Source organism: Burkholderia sp. 567, assembly GCF_040545115.1.
In the GTDB taxonomy this organism is placed as follows: domain Bacteria; phylum Pseudomonadota; class Gammaproteobacteria; order Burkholderiales; family Burkholderiaceae; genus Burkholderia; species Burkholderia ambifaria.
Window position 1 is genome coordinate 319351 of the sequence record NZ_JBEPLG010000003.1, and the last position, 16950, is coordinate 336300.

Annotated in this window: 15 protein-coding genes; 8 read left to right on the forward strand and 7 right to left on the reverse strand. The window is 67.0% G+C overall.

What is annotated here, in order from left to right; translation table 11 throughout:
* Positions 1-121: 121 nt before the first annotated feature.
* Genes ABIC50_RS11905 through ABIC50_RS11920 form a run of 4 tightly spaced genes read left to right on the forward strand, consistent with a single transcriptional unit; the run spans position 122 to position 4202 of the window.
* The gene (locus ABIC50_RS11905; RefSeq protein ID WP_354164479.1) at positions 122-1360 is read left to right on the forward strand and encodes a glycosyltransferase family 87 protein; all 1239 of its coding nucleotides are present in this window, start codon (positions 122-124) and stop codon (positions 1358-1360) included.
* Complete coding sequence (locus tag ABIC50_RS11910; protein WP_354163986.1) at positions 1357-2736, forward strand: glycosyltransferase family 87 protein; 1380 nt, start codon at positions 1357-1359, stop codon at positions 2734-2736. Before ABIC50_RS11905 ends, ABIC50_RS11910 begins: the two co-directional genes overlap by 4 nt.
* 23 nt (positions 2737-2759) lie before the next feature.
* Complete coding sequence (locus tag ABIC50_RS11915; protein WP_012372329.1) at positions 2760-3803, forward strand: glycosyltransferase family 2 protein; 1044 nt, start codon at positions 2760-2762, stop codon at positions 3801-3803.
* 15 nt (positions 3804-3818) lie between these two features.
* Entirely contained in the window at positions 3819-4202 is a 384-nt protein-coding gene (locus tag ABIC50_RS11920) for a GtrA family protein (RefSeq protein WP_354163988.1), read from the forward strand.
* 43 nt (positions 4203-4245) lie between these two features.
* Here ABIC50_RS11920 and ABIC50_RS11925 read toward each other — a convergent pair whose 3' ends face one another.
* The 3 genes from ABIC50_RS11925 to ABIC50_RS11935 all read right to left on the reverse strand — a co-directional run bounded on the left by ABIC50_RS11925 (position 4246) and on the right by ABIC50_RS11935 (position 7945).
* Complete coding sequence (locus tag ABIC50_RS11925) at positions 4246-5685, reverse strand: MFS transporter (RefSeq protein ID WP_354163990.1); 1440 nt, start codon at positions 5683-5685, stop codon at positions 4246-4248.
* Between the two features lie 159 nt (positions 5686-5844).
* Positions 5845-6996, reverse strand: a complete 1152-nt coding sequence (locus tag ABIC50_RS11930) for a CaiB/BaiF CoA transferase family protein (protein WP_175661629.1) — start codon at positions 6994-6996, stop codon at positions 5845-5847.
* A gap of 7 nt (positions 6997-7003) precedes the next feature.
* Complete coding sequence (locus tag ABIC50_RS11935; RefSeq protein ID WP_354163992.1) at positions 7004-7945, reverse strand: hydroxymethylglutaryl-CoA lyase; 942 nt, start codon at positions 7943-7945, stop codon at positions 7004-7006.
* Between the two features lie 281 nt (positions 7946-8226).
* On the opposite strand from ABIC50_RS11935, the gene ABIC50_RS11940 reads away from it, so the two are divergent.
* Together ABIC50_RS11940 and ABIC50_RS11945 are read left to right on the forward strand one after the other, a co-directional pair.
* Positions 8227-9135: a LysR family transcriptional regulator gene (locus ABIC50_RS11940; protein ID WP_011661152.1), complete on the forward strand. Its 909-nt coding sequence runs from the start codon at positions 8227-8229 to the stop codon at positions 9133-9135.
* Between the two features lie 343 nt (positions 9136-9478).
* Entirely contained in the window at positions 9479-10555 is a 1077-nt protein-coding gene (locus tag ABIC50_RS11945) for an extracellular catalytic domain type 1 short-chain-length polyhydroxyalkanoate depolymerase (RefSeq protein WP_354164481.1), read from the forward strand.
* Between the two features lie 24 nt (positions 10556-10579).
* On the opposite strand, the gene ABIC50_RS11950 is transcribed toward ABIC50_RS11945, so the two are convergent.
* The 3 genes from ABIC50_RS11950 to ABIC50_RS11960 form a co-directional block, all read right to left on the reverse strand.
* Positions 10580-12370: a histidine kinase gene (locus ABIC50_RS11950; protein ID WP_354163993.1), complete on the reverse strand. Its 1791-nt coding sequence runs from the start codon at positions 12368-12370 to the stop codon at positions 10580-10582.
* A gap of 78 nt (positions 12371-12448) precedes the next feature.
* Positions 12449-13858 carry a response regulator c-di-GMP phosphodiesterase, NosR family gene (gene nosR / locus ABIC50_RS11955; RefSeq protein WP_012372321.1) on the reverse strand — a complete coding sequence of 470 codons (1410 nt, stop codon included), beginning with the start codon at positions 13856-13858 and terminating at the stop codon, positions 12449-12451.
* A 105-nt stretch (positions 13859-13963) separates the two neighbouring features.
* Complete coding sequence (locus ABIC50_RS11960; RefSeq protein WP_354163995.1) at positions 13964-14572, reverse strand: tetratricopeptide repeat protein; 609 nt, start codon at positions 14570-14572, stop codon at positions 13964-13966.
* A gap of 162 nt (positions 14573-14734) precedes the next feature.
* Between ABIC50_RS11960 and ABIC50_RS11965 the strand changes: the two genes are divergently transcribed.
* Complete coding sequence (locus ABIC50_RS11965; protein ID WP_006753336.1) at positions 14735-15028, forward strand: antibiotic biosynthesis monooxygenase family protein; 294 nt, start codon at positions 14735-14737, stop codon at positions 15026-15028.
* A 104-nt stretch (positions 15029-15132) separates the two neighbouring features.
* The gene (locus ABIC50_RS11970; RefSeq protein ID WP_354163997.1) at positions 15133-15867 is read left to right on the forward strand and encodes an ABC transporter substrate-binding protein; all 735 of its coding nucleotides are present in this window, start codon (positions 15133-15135) and stop codon (positions 15865-15867) included.
* Between the two features lie 84 nt (positions 15868-15951).
* Here the strand turns inward: ABIC50_RS11970 and ABIC50_RS11975 are convergent, their stop codons facing one another.
* Positions 15952-16902 carry a LysR substrate-binding domain-containing protein gene (locus ABIC50_RS11975; protein WP_175734507.1) on the reverse strand — a complete coding sequence of 317 codons (951 nt, stop codon included), beginning with the start codon at positions 16900-16902 and terminating at the stop codon, positions 15952-15954.
* Between the last annotated feature and the right edge of the window lie 48 nt (positions 16903-16950).

Here is a 16950-nt window from a genome sequence, read left to right on the forward strand (position 1 = left end):
GCGTTTTTTTCTCCAACAATGCATTCACCGGACAGCGCCATCGAATGCGATTCGCTCCGGATACACGACAACACAAAAAGGCTGCGGCACACCATGCGGCCTTCACTGCAGACGGGGCATCATGTACACAGCCAATCGTGGAGTGGACTATCGCGCCAAACGCTGTGCTCAATGGCTGACAGCGGACCGGATCATTCCGTACAGCTGCATCATGCTGATGCTCTGCGTTGGATTCCTGATCACCTGGGGCGCCGTCACGAATACCTTCACGTCGCAAACCACCGCCCGGCCGGGCGTCGACTTCTCCGTCTTCTGGACCGCATCGCAACTCGTGCTGCAAGGCCATGCCGCGGCGATCTACGATCCGGTCTTCTTCTCCCATGCCGAGGTAGCGCAGTTCGGTGGCTATTTGGGTCGCCAATCGCTGCCTTGGCTCTATCCGCCGACGATGCTGCTGTTCGTCGCGCCGATTGCCCTCGTGCCTTTCCTGCCCGCGTATTTCCTCTTTTTTGCGGGCAGTCTTTTATGCTATGCGTACGCCGTGCTGCGACTGTCGGGCCTGCGTGCGCACCTGCCCGTTCCGCGCGCCGCCGCGCTCGTCGTGCTCGCCTATTCAGGTGTGTTCGCGTCCGTCCTGTACGGGCAGAACAGCATCCTGACCGCCGGCATCGCTGCGCTCGCGCTGCATTTCCTTGGCCCGCGCCCGATCATCGCCGGCGTGCTGATCGGGTTGCTCGCCATCAAGCCGCAGATGGCGATGGTGTTTCCGTTCGTGCTGATCGCGGCGCGTGCATGGCGCACCTTCGCGGCGGCGGCGCTCACGACCACGCTGTTCGTGGTGGCCGGCATCGCGCTGACCGGCACCAGCTCGCTGACCGGCCTGGCCCACGCGATGTCGATCGTGCGCGGCATGCATTTCACCCTGCCTGCCTACTGGTTCGTTTCACCGACGACGTTCGCGGCGCTGCGGCTCGCGGGTGCATCGATTCCGATCGCGCTCGCCGCGCAAGCCGCCGTCGGACTGCTCGCCATCGCAGCCGCCGTCCATGTCTGGCGCCGCACGGCCGACATGCGGCTGTGCGGCGCTGCGTTGGTGGTCGCCACGCTGTTGACGACACCCTATCTGTGGAGTTACGAGCTGGCATGGCTCGGCATCGCGGTCTTCTGCGTGATCGCTCACGGCCTCGAAGACGGCTGGCTGCCGGGAGATCAGATCGTGATCGTGCTCGCGTGGCTGCTGCCGATATTCGAGGTGTTCAACCGGATAATGAAGCTGCCGCAGATCGGCCCGATCGTGCTGCTCGCCCTCCTGTTCGTCGTCGTGCGTCGCGCAAGCCTTGCGCCGCGGAGCGCGCAATGAAATCGCCGCTCTCCCTCCTGCACGTCGGTTCGGCGGTCGACGCCCATCCCGAGCTGCCAATCGCAGGGCCCCGCCGTTTCCCACATTGGCTCAATCGTGATCGGGTGCGCCTCTATGCGGCAGCGGTACTGCTCACCGAGTTACTGTTCATCTGCCTCTACGTCGCCCGCGTGCATGGGTCGCATACGTCCGTGCCCGAACCGCTCGCGCAGGATCTCGCGCCGATCTGGAGCGCCGCACGGCTCGCCACACTCGGGCACGCGATCGACGCATGGCATTTCCCGTCGCTCTTCGCGATCGAGAAACTCGCGATCCCGACGATCAGCGCGGCGAACGGCTCGCTGCCATGGCTCTATCCGCCGACCATGCTGCTGCTGGTGCTGCCGCTCGGCTGGATGCCGTACCTGCTCGCGCTGGTGTTGTGGCTCGGCGTGACGTGCGTGCTGTTCGCGGTGACGATCCGCGCGACCGTGCAGCGCGATGCCGCGCTGCTCTGCGCGCTCGCGTTCCCCGCCGCATTCCTTACGGTGATCGTCGGTCAGACGAGCCTCTTCACCGCGACGCTTGCGGGCGTCGGGCTGCTCACGCTGAACCGCCGCCCCGTCATCGCCGGCATCTGCTTCGGCTTGCTGACGATGAAGCCGCAGATGGCGATCCTGTTCCCGCTCGCGCTGCTGTGCGCCGGCCAATGGCGCGCATTGGCCGCGTGGGCCGCGACGATCGCGGGTGGCGTCGCATTGTCGACGCTCGCGTTCGGGATCGGTTCGTGGGTCGCGTTCGCGCACGGCATCAACGATGCATACCAGATCGTCGGCGCCGGCCACGCCAGGCTCGCACGCATGCCGACCGTGTTCGCGCTCGCGACGATGGCCGGCTGGCCCGCCGCCGTCGCGCGCGTGCTGCAGCTGCTGTCGGCCGCGACCGCCGCGATCGCCGTCGTGTACGCGTGGCGCGGCGCGTGTTCGTACGCGCTGCGCGCGGCGACCCTCGCGTGCGCGTGCCTGATCGTCAGCCCTTATCTGTACGACTACGACCTGACCTGGTACGGCCTCGTGATCGCCTGGTACGCACGCTATGCGTGGACGCACGGCTGGCGGCGCTTCGATCGCGAATGGCTGCTGGTGCTGTGGGTGATGCCGCTCGCCGGCCTCGTGCTGGTCCCGCACCTGTCGTTCCAGTTCATGCCGCTCGTCACGCTCGCGTCGCTGGCGCTGCTCGTCAGCCGGATCGCACGGGAAAGGCACGACGTGCCGTCGATGCCCGACGCACGCGACGACACGACCGAAACCGGCTTCACGCATCCGTTGCGCTCACATCACCGCCCGGCGCACGGACTGCGCCGCACCGGCCGCCCGAGCTTCGGCATCGGCCGCTGATACGCGATCACAGGGGAACCATCATGCGCGAATCACTCTACACGCCACTCGTCTCGCTGGTCGTGCCGTTCTACAACGAAGGCGAAGCCGTCGAACGCTTCTTCGACGTCGTGATTCCGTTGATGGCCGGCCTCGACGCGATCCGTTTCGAAATCGTCTGCGTCAACGACGGCAGCCGCGACGACACGCTCGAACGCCTGATCCGGATCAGCATGAGCGACCGCCGCGTGCGCGTCATCGATCTCACGCGCAACTTCGGCAAGGAAGCGGCGCTGACGGCCGGCCTCGACGAAGCCGCCGGCGACGCCGTGATCCCGCTCGACGCCGACCTGCAGGATCCGCCGAGCCTGATTCCGGTGATGCTCGAGCACTGGCGCGACGGGGTGGAAGTCGTCGCCGCGAAGCGCAGCAACCGCGCATGCGATTCGTTCGCGAAGCGCACCGCCGCCTCGATCTACTACCGCGTCCACAACCTGCTGTCGGACGTGAAGCTGCCGGAGAACGTCGGCGACTTCCGGCTGATGGATCGCAAGGTCGTGAACGCGCTGCGCAGCCTGCCGGAGCGGCATCGTTTCATGAAAGGGCTGTTCGCATGGGTCGGCTACCGGACCGTGATCATCGAGTACCAGCGCGAAGCGCGCAGCGCCGGGCACTCGAAGTTCTCCGGATGGAAGCTGTGGAACTTCGCGCTCGAGGGGATCACGAGCTTCAGCACCGTGCCGCTGCGCAGCTGGACCTATATCGGCCTGGGCATCGCCGCGCTCTCCTTCCTGTACGGCGCGTTCATCGTGGGCCGTACGCTGCTGTTCGGCAACCCGGTGCTCGGCTATGCGTCGCTGCTGTCGGTCACGCTGTTCATCGGCGGGATCGAGCTCATCGGCATCGGCGTGGTCGGCGAGTACATCGGGCGCATCTACGACGAGTCGAAGCAACGCCCCGTCTATCTGATTCGCCGCCGCTACGAGGCGCACGCCAAGGTGATCGAGCTGCCGGTCGCGCGCGATGCGCGGCGCACGGCCGCACGCCGGCGCGTCCAGCCGGCCCGCGTGCGGGTCGGCTCGCGCTGACCGGCGGAGATCGCAATGTTCGAACTGCTCTGCGCGGAGCGCGTGCGGCTCGCGCGCTTCGGTCTGTCCGGACTGTGCTCGACCGCGCTGCACGTGCTGGTCGCATCCGCGATGTATGCGCTGTTCGATGCGACGCAGGTGCTCGCGAACGCCGTCGCGTTCGTGTGCGCGACAGCGTTCTCGTATCTCGCGAATACGCTGTGGAGCTTCTCGTCGACGGTGCAGTCGCGCAACCTGGTGCGCTATCTGACGGTCGCGCTGGCCGGCTTCGCCGAAACGATGCTGCTCGCGCGCGCCGCCGAACTGCTCGACGTGCCGCGCGGCTGGGCCATCGTCGCGATCGCGCTGCTGATCCCGCCGACGATGTTCGTGATACATCGGGTGTGGACGTATCGGTAAAGCTTTACGGTGGCGAGCGCGCCGCCACCCGCACAACGGCCCGTCAACGGTTCAGCTCCTCGAGGCGCAGGCCGTTGGTCTTCGGCCCGAAGAACCCGATCGATACCGCGACCGCCAGCATGCACGCCGTGATGCCGGCGAATACGCCGGGCAACCCGAAATCGCGCAGCAGGAACGCGATCGCAAAACCCGACATCATCGCGCCGACCCGGCTGGCCGAGTACACGATCCCATTGGCGCGGCACCGCACGGCCGTCGGGAACAACTCGGCCTGGTAAGCGTGGTAGCACACCGAGATGATCTGGCCGGCGAAGCTGATCAACACGCCGAGCAAGATGAGCGGCACCACGGCCCTGACCTGCGCGAACGCCGTCCCGCAGACGATCACGACCAGCGCGCCGCCGACGATCAGGTATTTGCGCTGGATCCGGTCGGCGACGGCCATCGCCAGCAGCGGCCCGACCGGCAACGCGAACGCGATGATGAACGAATAGAGCAGGCTTTTCGTGACCGTGATGCCCTGGCTGATCAACAGCGTCGGCACCCAGTTCGCGAAACCGTAATAGCCGATCGCCTGGCAAAAGTTGAAGACGATCAGCATCACGAGGCGCGAACGATACGGCGGCTGCCACAATTCCGCGAGCGATGCGCGTCGATGCCGCGGCTGTTCGACGATCGGCGACGGCGCCGGCAGCGGCCGCCCCGACTGACGTTCGAGGATCGCCTCGATGTGCCGCACGATCGCGTCGCTCCTGTCGACCTGTCCGTGCATCGCGAGCCACCGCGGACTCTCCGGCACGCCGCGCCGGATGAACCACACCAGCAACGCGCCGAGCGCGCCCGCGAGCACCACGACGCGCCATCCGTCGATACCGAACACCGTGGTCGGCACCAGCCAGTACGACAGGATCGCGGCGACCGGCGCCGCCGCGAACATCACGCTCTGGTTGAACGCCATCGCGCGGCCACGCATCTGCTGCGGGACGAGTTCCGTCACGTAGCTGTCGATCGTGATGATCTCGACCCCGACACCGATCCCGGTGATGAAGCGCCAGAGGATCATGCCTTCGGCGGTCGTCTGAAACGCCATGATCACCGAGCCGATCGAATACCAGAGCAGCGACACCGTGAACACCGCGCGCCGGCCGTAGCGATCGGGCATCCAGCCCAGCCCGAACGTACCAACGAATAAGCCGGCGAACGTCGCGGCGATGAAGCCGGCGATTCCGGTGAAGCCGAAAAATGCGTGCGTGGTGGTTTGCAGCACGCCGCTCTTCGCCATGCCCGGCGCGATATAGCCGGTGAAGATCAGGTCGTAGACTTCGAAAAAGCCGCCCAGTGAAATCAGCAGCACCAGCATCCACAGATGGCGGGTGATCGGGAGCCGATCCATGCGCGCGGCGATCGCTGCACCCGGCATGGCGTCGACATCGATGAAGGGCGAATCATGCGGACGCGAATCCGCGGTGACGGTAGGCTGCATGTCTGTCTCCTGATACGGCGAATGTCGACGGCCTTGTTGTTCGATCGCGGTCCGTCTGCCGGTGTTGCGCGCCGCGCACGTCATGCGCGGCGCATGGTTCTCATCGGTTTCGTGCTGCGACACCTCGACCGATCGGATCGCTGCCGAGGCGGTAGCGGGTCATGCGGCCGCGCGTCCGGTCAGCCGCGAAAGAATCTCGTGCGTGTGTTCGCCGACCCGGGCCAGCGCCTGCCGGACGCCCGGCCGCCGGCCGCCCATCGTCAGCGGCAGCAGCACGACATCGGTCGTCGTGCCGTCGTCGGCCTCCATCGGCACGAGGCCGCCGCTCGCCTTCAGATGCGGATCGTCGAGCAATTGCTCCGGTCGCACGATCGGTGCATACGGAATGCCCGCGGCTTCGAGCTTCGGCGTCAGTTCGTCGATTCGGTGCCCCTTCAGGATGTCGCCAAGCACGTCTAGCAACGCCGGCCGGACCGCCACCCGCAACGCGTTGCTGGCAAAGCGCGGCTCGGCGGGCAGATCCGGCCGGCCGAGCACGTCGCACAGCGTGACGAACTGCTTGTCGCTGACGGCGCCGATGAATAGCTGCTCGTCGTCGGCAAGCGTGAACACGTCGTACACGCTCCAGGCGGACACGCGCGCGGGCATCGGCGGCGGCGCTTCGTGCGTCATCGCATACTGCTGCATGTGCTGCGCGCAGAGGAACACGCAGTTCTCGAAGAGCGCGCTTTGCACTTCCTGGCCGCGTCCGGTGACGTCCCGTTCGCGCAGCGCGGCGAGCACGCCGATCGCCCCGAACATGCCGCCCATGATGTCGTTGACCGACGTTCCCGCGCGCAACGGCCGGCCCACCGGCCCCGTCATGTATGACAGCCCGCCCATCATCTGCACGACTTCGTCGAGCGCGAGCCTCTTCTCGTACGGCCCGGGCAGGAAGCCCTTGTGCGACACATAGACGAGCCGTGGGAATGCCTTCGACAACGTATCGTAGTCCAGACCAAGTTTCGTCATCAGGCCCGGACGAAAATTCTCGAGCATCACGTCGCAGGTGCCGATCAGTTCGACCGCGGCGTCCTTGCCTTCCGGCGTGTTGATGTCGAGGACGACGCTCTTCTTGTTGCGGTTGAAGGTGCGGAAGAAGCCGATGCCGAGGCCCGGCAGCTTGCGGGTCTTGTCGCCGCCGGGCGGCTCGATCTTGATGACCTCCGCGCCGAGATCCGCGAGGATCATCCCGCACGTCGGCCCCATGACCATGTGCGTGAATTCGATCACGCGCACGCCGTCGAGCGGCAGTCTTGCGTTGGTTTCCATGAAATCCTCAGGCATTGAGCGCGATCGACGCGCGATGGGTTTTCGGCAGGCCGGCCCGCCACAGCGCGCCGTGCAGCGATTCGCCGTCGAGCCAGCGCGCGACCTTGGCGCGCAGCGCCAGCAGCGCCGGCAGGTCGATGCCGGTATCGATGCCCATGTCGGCGAGCATGAACGCCAGGTCTTCGCTCGCCGCATTGCCGCTTGCGCCCGGCGCGTGCGGGCAGCCGCCGATGCCGGCGAGCGTCGCGTCGAAACGCGCGACGCCGGTTTCGAGCGCGGCATAGACGTTGGCGAGCGCGAGGCCGCGCGTATCGTGAAAGTGCCCGCAAAAGAAGCGATCGCCGGCGACGCGACGCGCCCGCTCGAACAGCGCCCGCACGGCACCCGGCCCCGCGTAGCCGACCGTATCGGCGATGCTGACGCGATCCGCGCCCGCATCGAGCAACGCCTGCATGCAGCGCAGGACCTCGTCCGGTTCGACGCGCCCCTGGATCGTGCAGCCGAATGCCGTGCCGATGCCGCCTTCGATCAGCGTCGTCGATCCGGCGGCATCGCGTTCCGCGCGGATGCGTGCGACCTCGGCGACGACTTCATCGGGCGTCTTGCGCAGGTTCGCGAGGCTGTGTTCGCGGCTCGCGGACAACGGCACCAGCAGCAGGTCGGCGCCGGTTTCGAGTGCGCGCTGCGCGCCTTTCAGGTTCGGCACCAGCACCGACACGGCGAGGCCCGGCAGCGTTTTCGCGTATGCGACGAGTTCGGCGGTATCGGCCAGTTGCGGCAGTAGCCGCGCCGGCACGAACGAGCCGACTTCGATCTCGCGCTGGCCGGCCGCATAGGCGCCGGCGATCCATTCGAGCTTGCGCGCGGTCGGGAGAACGGCCTGGATGCTTTGCAGGCCGTCGCGCAATCCGACCTCGCGAATCACGACGTGGGTGGGGAAAGAACGCATGGGGTGGCTGTCTCCGCAATCGGTGGCCGGTCGTCACACGCCGGCGATAGCCCCACTTTAGAGATTCCCGAAAAAACGTAAAGCATCGGTTTGGAACCGACATCGTTCCGAAATGGAATCCCTTCACGGCACGCGGTGAAGGCATTTCGAAAGCAACACGGGCGGAGCGACGCGTGGCGGCCATCGTGGTAATTTCTGGCATTCCCGGAGAACCCGGAAGCCGGCGGAATCGAACTGCAAAATTCCGGCCCGGAATGTTCCGACACGCGGAGACTGCACCGATGCGCGACATCGACCTCAAGACCCTGCGGCTATTCGTGGCGGTGTGCGATCACGGCAATATCGCGCGTGCCGCGCAAGAAGCGCACATCGAGCCTTCGGCGATCAGCAAGCGCATCGCGCAGCTCGAAAGCGATCTCGGCGTGCCGGCGCTCACGCGGTCACGACGCGGCGTCGCGCCCACGCCGGCCGGCATCGCGCTGCTCGAGCATGCGCGCAGCATGCTGTTCACGATGGAGCGGATCGCAGCCGACGTCACCGCGATCGGCGACGGGCTGCAGGGGCGCGTGAGCATCTGCGCGTCGGCATCGGCGATCGCGGAAGCCTTGCTGGACGACATCGCGTCGTTCATGCGCGATCCGGCCAATCGGAACATCAAGGTCGACGTGGAAGAGCGGCTGTCGCGCGATCTTGTCCGGCAGGTGCGCGAAGGGGCTGCCGCGCTCGGCGTGTGCTGGGACAACGTCGACCTGCAAGGGCTGCAGGAGCGGTCCTATCGCCACGACCAGCTGGCGCTTGCCGTGCATCCCGAGCATCCGCTCGCCGGCCGTCGGTCGATCGGCTTCGACGACACGCTCGAATTCGAGCATGTCGGCCTGCCGCCGGCCACCGCCGTTCACACGATGCTCAAGCGGGCCGCCGCGGACCGCGGCCGGACCGTGTCGTATCGCGTGATCGTGTCGAGTTTCGACGCGGCGTTTCGCGTCGTGGCCGCGGGCCTCGGCATCAGCGTCATTCCGGTCGAAGTGGCGGCGGCTTACCGGCAGTCGCTCGGCGTGCACATGATCCCGCTCACCGACTCATGGGCGAAGCGCCGCTTCATCGTGTGTTTCCAGCGCTTCGATACGCTGCAACCCGCCGCCCAGCGGATGGTCGACCATCTCGCGAACCGCGCCGTCGGCGGCCGGTAACGTATCGCGCCGCGTCGGCAATCGGCTCGCGCAGCACGGCGGCACCGACGCCCGGCCCCACGACGGGGTCGAAGCATTCACCGATCCGTCACGAAACCATCGCACCCGATACGAGCGACCCTGCTAGCATGCCGGGTGGCCCGTGCGAATCGCGACCCGGCTGTAAAGATGTCGCGTGGCGTGGCATTTACTTCGCCATCCGCCTTCGTGTTCGGCCCTGCGAGGCCGCTGCGACGCGGCCGCTTCCCGCAAGCACGAATCGTGCTCTGCCCGCATTCGACTTCCATCCGACGGCCGGCCGCGCCGCAAGCTGTGGCGCGCGCCGCCGGCACGAGATTCGTCCATGCCCAGGAAAAAAACCAGCCTCTGGCTACGGCCTTTCGACCTGTTTTCCGCCGCGACGAGCACGCGACCGAAACGCAAGACAGCCAAACCGGCGGCGGCGGTCAAGCGCCCCGCCACGGTACGGACGCCGCGTCGCACCCGCACGCCGGCGCCGGCCGCCCATCCGTCGCCGCGCCACGCACCGGGCACCTGGCTGCGTTCGTTTCATTCCGCGCGCCCGACCGCCGGCCGCCTCGTCAACCATCTCGCGTACGCGCTGTACCTGCCCGCCGCACCGGTGACGACCGCCGGCATGCCGGTCGTCGTCATGCTGCACGGCTGCAAGCAGACCGCCGAGTCGTTCGCCGCCGGCACGCGCATATGCCGCGTCGCGGAGCGTGCCGGGTTTGCCGTGCTGTTCCCCGAACAGGCGAAGACCGCCCACGCGCATCGCTGCTGGAACTGGCATGGCGATGCGACGCAGTCGGAGCTTCCGGCGGTCGCGTCGCTGATCGACGCGATCGTGCAGGAGCGCGGGTTCGACCGCGACCGCATTTATCTGGCCGGCATGTCGGCCGGCGCGGGGCTCGCCGCGCAGCTGGCGCTCGCGTATCCCGAGTTGTTCGCGGCCGTCGGCCTGCATTCCGGCCCGGCCATCGCGCCGCCGTTGTCGACGATGGCCGCGATGAGCCTGATGCGCCGCGGGCTGCGCGACGACCCGATACACGTGGTCGACGCATGCGTCGACGTGCGAGCTTATCCGGGCATGCCCGCGCTCGTCATGCATGGCGGGCTCGACACGGTCGTCGCCGAGCAAAACGCGCTGCAGCTCGGCGTCGCGTTCGCGCGGATCAATCGGCTCGTCGACGAACACGGTGAGCTGCGCGTCGGCGAGCGGCACACCTACGTGCATGACGACACGGATTACACGGACTATCTGCGCGGCGGCCGGGTGATCGTCCGCGTCTGCATCGTTCGCCGCCTCGCGCACGCGTGGAGCGGCGGCGATCCGCGCGAAGCGTTCCACTCAGCGACGGGGCCGGACGCCACCGCGATGTTCTGGAATTTCTTCCGAAGGCGGCGGCGCAAGCGGTAGCGGCGACGCTGCGCCGCCTCGCGCTCACGCGCGCTGCTCGACGGCCGCCGTCTCGTTCATGCTCAAGCTCTCGCTCTCGCTCGCCTCTGCGCGCCGGATCGGCAGCCGAATGCGGAAGGTCGTGCCGCGCCCCGGCACGCTCGTCACGTCGATTGTGCCGCGGTGGCGCTCGACGATGCCGTGCGACACCGACAAGCCGAGCCCCGTGCCCTGCCCGACCGGCTTCGTCGTGAAGAACGGATCGAAGATCCGCCGCACGATGTCGGGCGTCATGCCGGTGCCGGTGTCGCTGATCGCGATCGACACCTGTTCGTCATCGCTCGACGTACGGATCGTGATCACGCCGCGCTCGGGAATCGCATGCGCCGCGTTGACGAGCAGGTTCATGAAGACCTGGTTCAATTGCGACGGCAGGCATTCGACGGGCGGCACGTCGCCGTACTCGCGCACGATGTCGGCCTTGTACTTGAGTTCGTTGTGGACGACGTTGAGCGTGCTCTCGAGGCCCGCGTGAATGTCCGCCACGCACCATTCGCCGCTGCCCGGCCGCGAGAAATCGCGCAGGTCCTGCACGATCCGCCGCACCCGCAGCGCGCCGTCGATCGACTCGTCGATCAGCGTCGCGATCTCATCGCGCACGTAGTCCAGATCGGCGGCGCGCCCCATCGCGACAAGCGCGTCCCGTTGGGCGGGTTCCAGCTGCGGCAGCGCGGCCTCGTGCGCGGCGATCACGTCGAGCAGGCCGCGCACCCACGTCTTCAGCGTGTTGAGGTTCGCGCTGATGAAGCCGACCGGATTGTTGATCTCGTGCGCGACGCCGGCCGCGAGCTGGCCGATCGATGCGAGTTTTTCCGATTGCAGCAGCTGCACGTGCGTTTCCTCGAGTGCCCGCAGCAGGCGCCGCTGTTCGTCCTTCTCCTGCTCGAGCCGGATCTGCGCCGCCTTGCGCTCGTCGATCTCGGTCGCCATGTTTTCGCGGGTGCGCTGCAGCATCGCGGTCGTCTGCTCGTACCGTCGCAACGCCGTTTCGAGTTCCGCGGTCCGCACGCGCACCAGCCGCTCGAGCGTATCCGTCATCCCGCGCAGAAAGGTTGTCCGCGCATCGAAACGGGACACCAGCAGCGTGACGATCAGCGTCGCCATCGTGAACAGTGCGATCGTCGTCGCAAGCCACGGCCCATCGATCCCGTTCGCCGCGCCGCATCGCGCATCCGGCGCGAAATGCGCGGCCGCCATCGCCGTGTAGTGCATGCCCGTGATGGCGACGCCCATGATCAGCGCCGCCCCGATGCGCAGCGCGGTCGCATGGCGCGCCTGTTGCACGCGCAGCGCCTGCGCCATCCAGAGCGCGGCGGTCGACGCGATCACCGCGATGCCGATCGACGCCGCGAACAGCACGGGATCGTAGCGAATGCCGGGCGCCATGCGCATCGCGGCCATCCCCGTGTAATGCATCCCGACGATCCCCGCGCCCATCAGCGCGCCGCCCGCGAGCAGGCGCCGGCGGCTCAACCGTGCACGCGTGACGATGTTCAGCGCGAAATACGACACGAGCACCGCGATGACGAGCGACGCGACGGTATCCGGCAGCGCATAGCCGAGCGGAATCGGCAACGATAGCGCCAGCATGCCGACGAAATGCATCGACCAGATGCCGGTGCCCATCGCGGCCGCGCCGCCGCCCAGCCATGCGCGCTTGAGCTTCGGGTTGTCGAGCAGCGAAATGAATGCGGCCAGGTCGAGCGCCGTATAGGAGGCCAACGTCGCGATGACGAGCGACAGCAGGACAAGCAGCGGATCGTAGGTGCCATGCATGATCGAACCCTCGGTCGAGAGGAACGCGTTGCCGCGGCGCACGGACGATCGCGCGCCGCGGGCGTGCAGTATGCGACGTCAGGCCGGCGGCGCGGCGTCGGCCGGCGCCTGCTTCGACGCGGCGGCACCGGTCAGCACCAGAATGTCGAACGATGTTCCTTCGCGCGCCTCGAAGCGACGCACGAGCTCGATCTGGTGCGCCGACATCACGCTGCCCTTCGTCATCAGCAGCACGCCGCGATGCGTGCGCAGATCGTCGGCGAGTTGCATCCCTTCGCGCAGCTGCGCGGACTGAACCTCCGCGACGGACGTCGCGATGCCGAGGCTCGCCGGATGCCGCATCAGTTCGATGAAGCGCGCGACGAGCAGAGGGTCGTAACGCACGCCGGCCTGCGAGTGCAGCACGTCGATCGCCTGCTCGACCGAATGCGGCGCACCGATCTCGCCGTTGCGCAGCCCTTCGAAGTCGCGCGCGATCGCGACGATCCGCGAACCGAGCGGGATCGCGTCGCCCGTCAGGCCGTCCGGTGTGCCGCGCCCGTTGTATCGCTCGTACTGGTGCAGCACGATCGACGCGACCTTGTGCAATTGCGCGACCGGCGTGAGCACCATCTGCGCGCGCAGCGGATGCTGCTGGAACAGGCTGTGCTCGTCCGTCGTCATCTTCACGAGCGGCTTGTGCAGCAGCTCGTCGGGCAGCGACAGCTTGCCGATGCCGTGCAGCAGCCCCGCGAAATAGACGTCCTGCGCGTGCAGGTTGCTCATTCCGGCCGATAGCGCGAGATGCCGCGCGATTTCGCCGACGCGCATCGCATGGCCGCCGGCGGTCCCGCAGCGCAGCTCGATCATGCTCGCGCACACCTGGACCATCGCGGTGAAACTGCTTTTCAGGTCGGCCTGCGCCGCTTCGAGGAACAGCACGGTTTGCGCAAGTTCCTCGGTGCGCGCGCGCACCTGTGTTTCGAGATCCGTATTGAAGCGGCGCAGCGTTTCGTTCTGCGCTTCGGTCAATGCGGCGAGCCGCGCGGCTTCGGCGCGCAAGCGCCGCTGCTCGAGCGCCTGCTCGATCGTCATCAGCAGATCGTGGTCGTCCCACGGCTTGTTCAAGTAGCGGTACACGCCGCCTTCGTTGACGGCCTCCACGATCGACGCGATGTCGGAATAGCCGGTCAGCAGGATGCGCATCGTGTCCGGGTACAGCGAGCGGGCGCGCGACAGAAACGCCGCGCCGCTCATGTTCGGCATCCGCATGTCGGACACGATCAGGTCGACTTCGGTCGACGCCAGGATCTCGAGCGCCGCTTCGCCGCTGTCGGCGGTCAGGACGCCGTAGCGCGCGGGCCGCAACACGCGCTTGAGCGCGGACAGCACGCTCGGTTCATCGTCGACCAGCAGGATCGACGCAGCAGCAGCGGTGTCGCCGGATGCGGCTTCGGCGATCGTTTCGGGTAGTGCATCGTTCGCTCCGTTCATCGCGGATGTCGTCATAATTGGCCTCGGATCAATTGTCTTCACTACCTCTGTGACATCGGCCTGGGCGGCCGCTTCCACATCGGGGAAAACGCTGATCCGCGCGCGGAGCGAACGTTCGTATCAGGGCGCCTTGATCCCTTCCGCCCGCGTGGCCAGGAACCGCAGGTATTTGTCGTCCTCGTCCTCGAACAGCTCCGGGCCGCCACCCATGTAGGCGCGCATCAACTCGTCCGCGGCACGGTCGAGATTACCGAGCTCGAACTGGCACTGGCCGAGCCTCAGGTGCAGAAACGGGTTGCCGATCGCGTCGGGGAAATGCATCGCATGGCCGAGGTTGTCGCGTCCGGCCTCGTAGTCGGCTTGATGGAAATTCGTGTCGCCGATGGCTGCCATCAACCAGGTTCCGGCCTCCCAGTTGGTCCTGGGTTCGGGAAGCAGGTCGAACGCTTGCCAGTATTTTTCCAGCGCGCCTGCGTAGTCGCCGTCTTCGACCAACGCATCACCCGCCTCGCTCAGCGCGCCGATCCGCTCGTAAAGCACGTCGTCCAGTTCTGCCATGTCGAGCTCCTCTCTCCGGAATTGAATGCAGCGTGGCAAGCGGGCGGTCGCGATGCCGGACCGCGCACGGCAATCGCCCATCTTCTCCCGCACCGAATTGTGCACGTGAAGCGTCATGAAGTCAGCCGGCGGCTCATGCGGATCGGCAAGCAGCAGGTCGATCGGCGTCACGTGCTCGCCGCAACGCCTGGTCGCGATCGATGGCGTTGCGGTACGCCATCAGGCGGCTCGGCCGAGCGGGATGCCGAATTACGGTATCGTTGCCGGATGCGCGGTGCGCGGCGCGCGGCGCGTCACTATCCGTTCGCATCTTTCAACCTGTATGGAGCATTCATGATTCTGGAAATGGCATCGCTCGAAATCGACCCGTCGCAGGCCGAGCCGTTCGAGGCGGCGGTTCGCCAGGCACTCCCGCTGTTCGCGCGGGCGCGCGGCTGCGGCGGCGCCGAGCTGCACCGCGTGATCGAGCGCAGCGGCGGTTACCTGCTCGTCGTCAAGTGGGACACCGTGGACGATCACATGGTGCATTTCCGGCAATCTGACGACTTCCAGGCGTGGCGCCAATTGGCCGGGCCGTTCTTCAAGAGCCCGCCGCAAGTCGTGCATACGGAAGTGGCGGTCAAGTAAGCGCACATCTGCCGCATACGCTCGATGCGCTGTCCCGCATCGGTGCCATTCTGAAACCCCCGAGCGCCAGTGCGACCGGCGCACCGATTTCCCGCGAGGCTTTCATGACCATCGACCCTTCCGTCCTTTCCGCGTTCGCGCCGACCGGCAAGCTGCGCGCGTCGATCAATCTCGGCAATCCGATCCTCGCGAACCGCGACGCGTCCACCGGCGAGCCGTTTGGCGTGTCGATCGACCTCGCGCGCGCGTTCGCCGAGCGGCTGTCGGCCGAGCTCGAACTCGTGGTGTTCGACACCGCCGGCAAGTCGGTGCAGGCGCTGACCGAAGAACGCGCCGATTTCGGCTTCTTCGCGGTCGATCCGCTGCGCGGCGAAACGGTCGCGTTCACCGCGCCCTACGTGCTGATCGAAGGCTTCTATCTCGTGCGCGATGATTCGCCGATCTGCGGCAATGCGGACGTCGACCAGCCGCACAACCGCGTGACGGTCGGCAAGGGCAGCGCGTACGACCTGTTCCTCACGCGCGAGCTGAAAGCCGCGCAGATCGTGCGCGCGCCGACGTCGCAGGCCGTCGTGCAGACGTTCGTCGAACAGCAGCTCGAAGTGGCGGCGGGCGTGAAGCAGCAACTCGAAGCCGATGCCGCGAAGACGCCGGGCCTGCGCCTGCTCGACGAGCGCTTCATGGTGATCCGCCAGGCGATGGGGGTACCGAAGAGCCGCGGCGAAGCGGCCGCCGCGTTGCTCTGCGAGTTCGTCGAGGAGATGAAGGCGTCGGGCTTCGTCGCGGATGCGTTGAAGCGCCATGGGATCACGGGCGCGTCGGTCGCGCCGCTGGCTTAATCGGGATCGGCCTTTGGCTGACGCAACCACAGTGCCAGTCAGGTTGCGCATAGGCTCGCGAACCCAGCCCGCGCACCCCACCCGTCACGCCGGCGTGGCATCACCTGCGCGCAGCGTGATGCCCGTCCACGCGCCGCTCGCGGCCAGTTCGCCGATCAGTTCGACGATCGTTTGTCGCACGGCGAGCGCGGCGGAATTGACGGGGGACGTGTTCGACCAGCACAGGCTCGCGGGCCGGCGAATCTCCGGCTCGACGATCCGGCGCATCTTCGGCCGGCTCGACGGCTCGCGCGACGCCAGCGCGGAAGCAGGCAGGATCGTGCACGCGAGGCCCGCCTGCGCGAGCGATATCATCGTCGGCAGCGAATCGATATCCGCAACGATATTCAGCGGCACTTCTTCACGCGCGAACGTGCGCTCGAGCAACAGGCGCAGCCCGTTCTGCACGCCCGGTGCGACGAGCGGCACGCCGGCGAGCGACGCGAGGGAACAGGTTCGCGCGCGCGACGGCACCGCGCCGCCCGGCTCGCCGAGCAGATACAGCACCTCGTCGAACAACGGCATCGCGGTAATGCCGGTGGTGTTCGATTCGCGGAACAGGATCGCGAGGTCGAGCCGCCCGTTCGCCAGCAGCTCGTTGATGAAGCCGCTCATGGTCTCGATGTACTGCAGCCGGATGCCCGGATAACGCGCCCGGATTCGTTCGAACAGCGGCACCGCGAGGATCGACGTCATCGTGGTAGGAAACCCCACCGCGACCGTGCCCGACTCGCTGCCCGCGCCTTCCCGCACTTCCTGACGCAGTTGCTCCATCTGCCGCAGCACGAGCCGCGCATGGCGGTACAGCGCCTGCCCGGCCGCCGTCGGCTTTACGCCCTGCGGGCTGCGCACCAGCAGCGCGACGCCGAGGTCGCCTTCGAGCTTCGCGATCTGCTGGCTCAGCGACGGCTGCGCGACGAAGAGTTTTTCGGCCGCTTTCCCGAGGCTCCCGTATTCCACGATGCTGACGAAGTAGCGGAGCTGACGGATGTCCATGGCGGTTCGATCGAAGCGAAAGCCATAGGGTACCCCTATGACGGGTAC

Excerpts from the sequence above, each read along its gene's own strand:
- ABIC50_RS11970 (WP_354163997.1), top strand. The coding sequence starts at position 15,133 with ATGACCATCGACCCTTCCGTCCTTTCCGCGTTCGCGCCGACCGGCAAG.
- ABIC50_RS11975 (WP_175734507.1), bottom strand. The coding sequence starts at position 16,902 with ATGGACATCCGTCAGCTCCGCTACTTCGTCAGCATCGTGGAATACGGG.
- nosR (WP_012372321.1), bottom strand. The coding sequence starts at position 13,858 with ATGACGACATCCGCGATGAACGGAGCGAACGATGCACTACCCGAAACG.
- ABIC50_RS11925 (WP_354163990.1), bottom strand. The coding sequence starts at position 5,685 with ATGCAGCCTACCGTCACCGCGGATTCGCGTCCGCATGATTCGCCCTTC.
- ABIC50_RS11915 (WP_012372329.1), top strand. The coding sequence starts at position 2,760 with ATGCGCGAATCACTCTACACGCCACTCGTCTCGCTGGTCGTGCCGTTC.
- ABIC50_RS11920 (WP_354163988.1), top strand. The coding sequence starts at position 3,819 with ATGTTCGAACTGCTCTGCGCGGAGCGCGTGCGGCTCGCGCGCTTCGGT.
- ABIC50_RS11940 (WP_011661152.1), top strand. The coding sequence starts at position 8,227 with ATGCGCGACATCGACCTCAAGACCCTGCGGCTATTCGTGGCGGTGTGC.
- ABIC50_RS11945 (WP_354164481.1), top strand. The coding sequence starts at position 9,479 with ATGCCCAGGAAAAAAACCAGCCTCTGGCTACGGCCTTTCGACCTGTTT.
- ABIC50_RS11905 (WP_354164479.1), top strand. The coding sequence starts at position 122 with ATGTACACAGCCAATCGTGGAGTGGACTATCGCGCCAAACGCTGTGCT.
- ABIC50_RS11965 (WP_006753336.1), top strand. The coding sequence starts at position 14,735 with ATGATTCTGGAAATGGCATCGCTCGAAATCGACCCGTCGCAGGCCGAG.
- ABIC50_RS11935 (WP_354163992.1), bottom strand. The coding sequence starts at position 7,945 with ATGCGTTCTTTCCCCACCCACGTCGTGATTCGCGAGGTCGGATTGCGC.
- ABIC50_RS11930 (WP_175661629.1), bottom strand. The coding sequence starts at position 6,996 with ATGGAAACCAACGCAAGACTGCCGCTCGACGGCGTGCGCGTGATCGAA.
- ABIC50_RS11910 (WP_354163986.1), top strand. The coding sequence starts at position 1,357 with ATGAAATCGCCGCTCTCCCTCCTGCACGTCGGTTCGGCGGTCGACGCC.
- ABIC50_RS11950 (WP_354163993.1), bottom strand. The coding sequence starts at position 12,370 with ATGCATGGCACCTACGATCCGCTGCTTGTCCTGCTGTCGCTCGTCATC.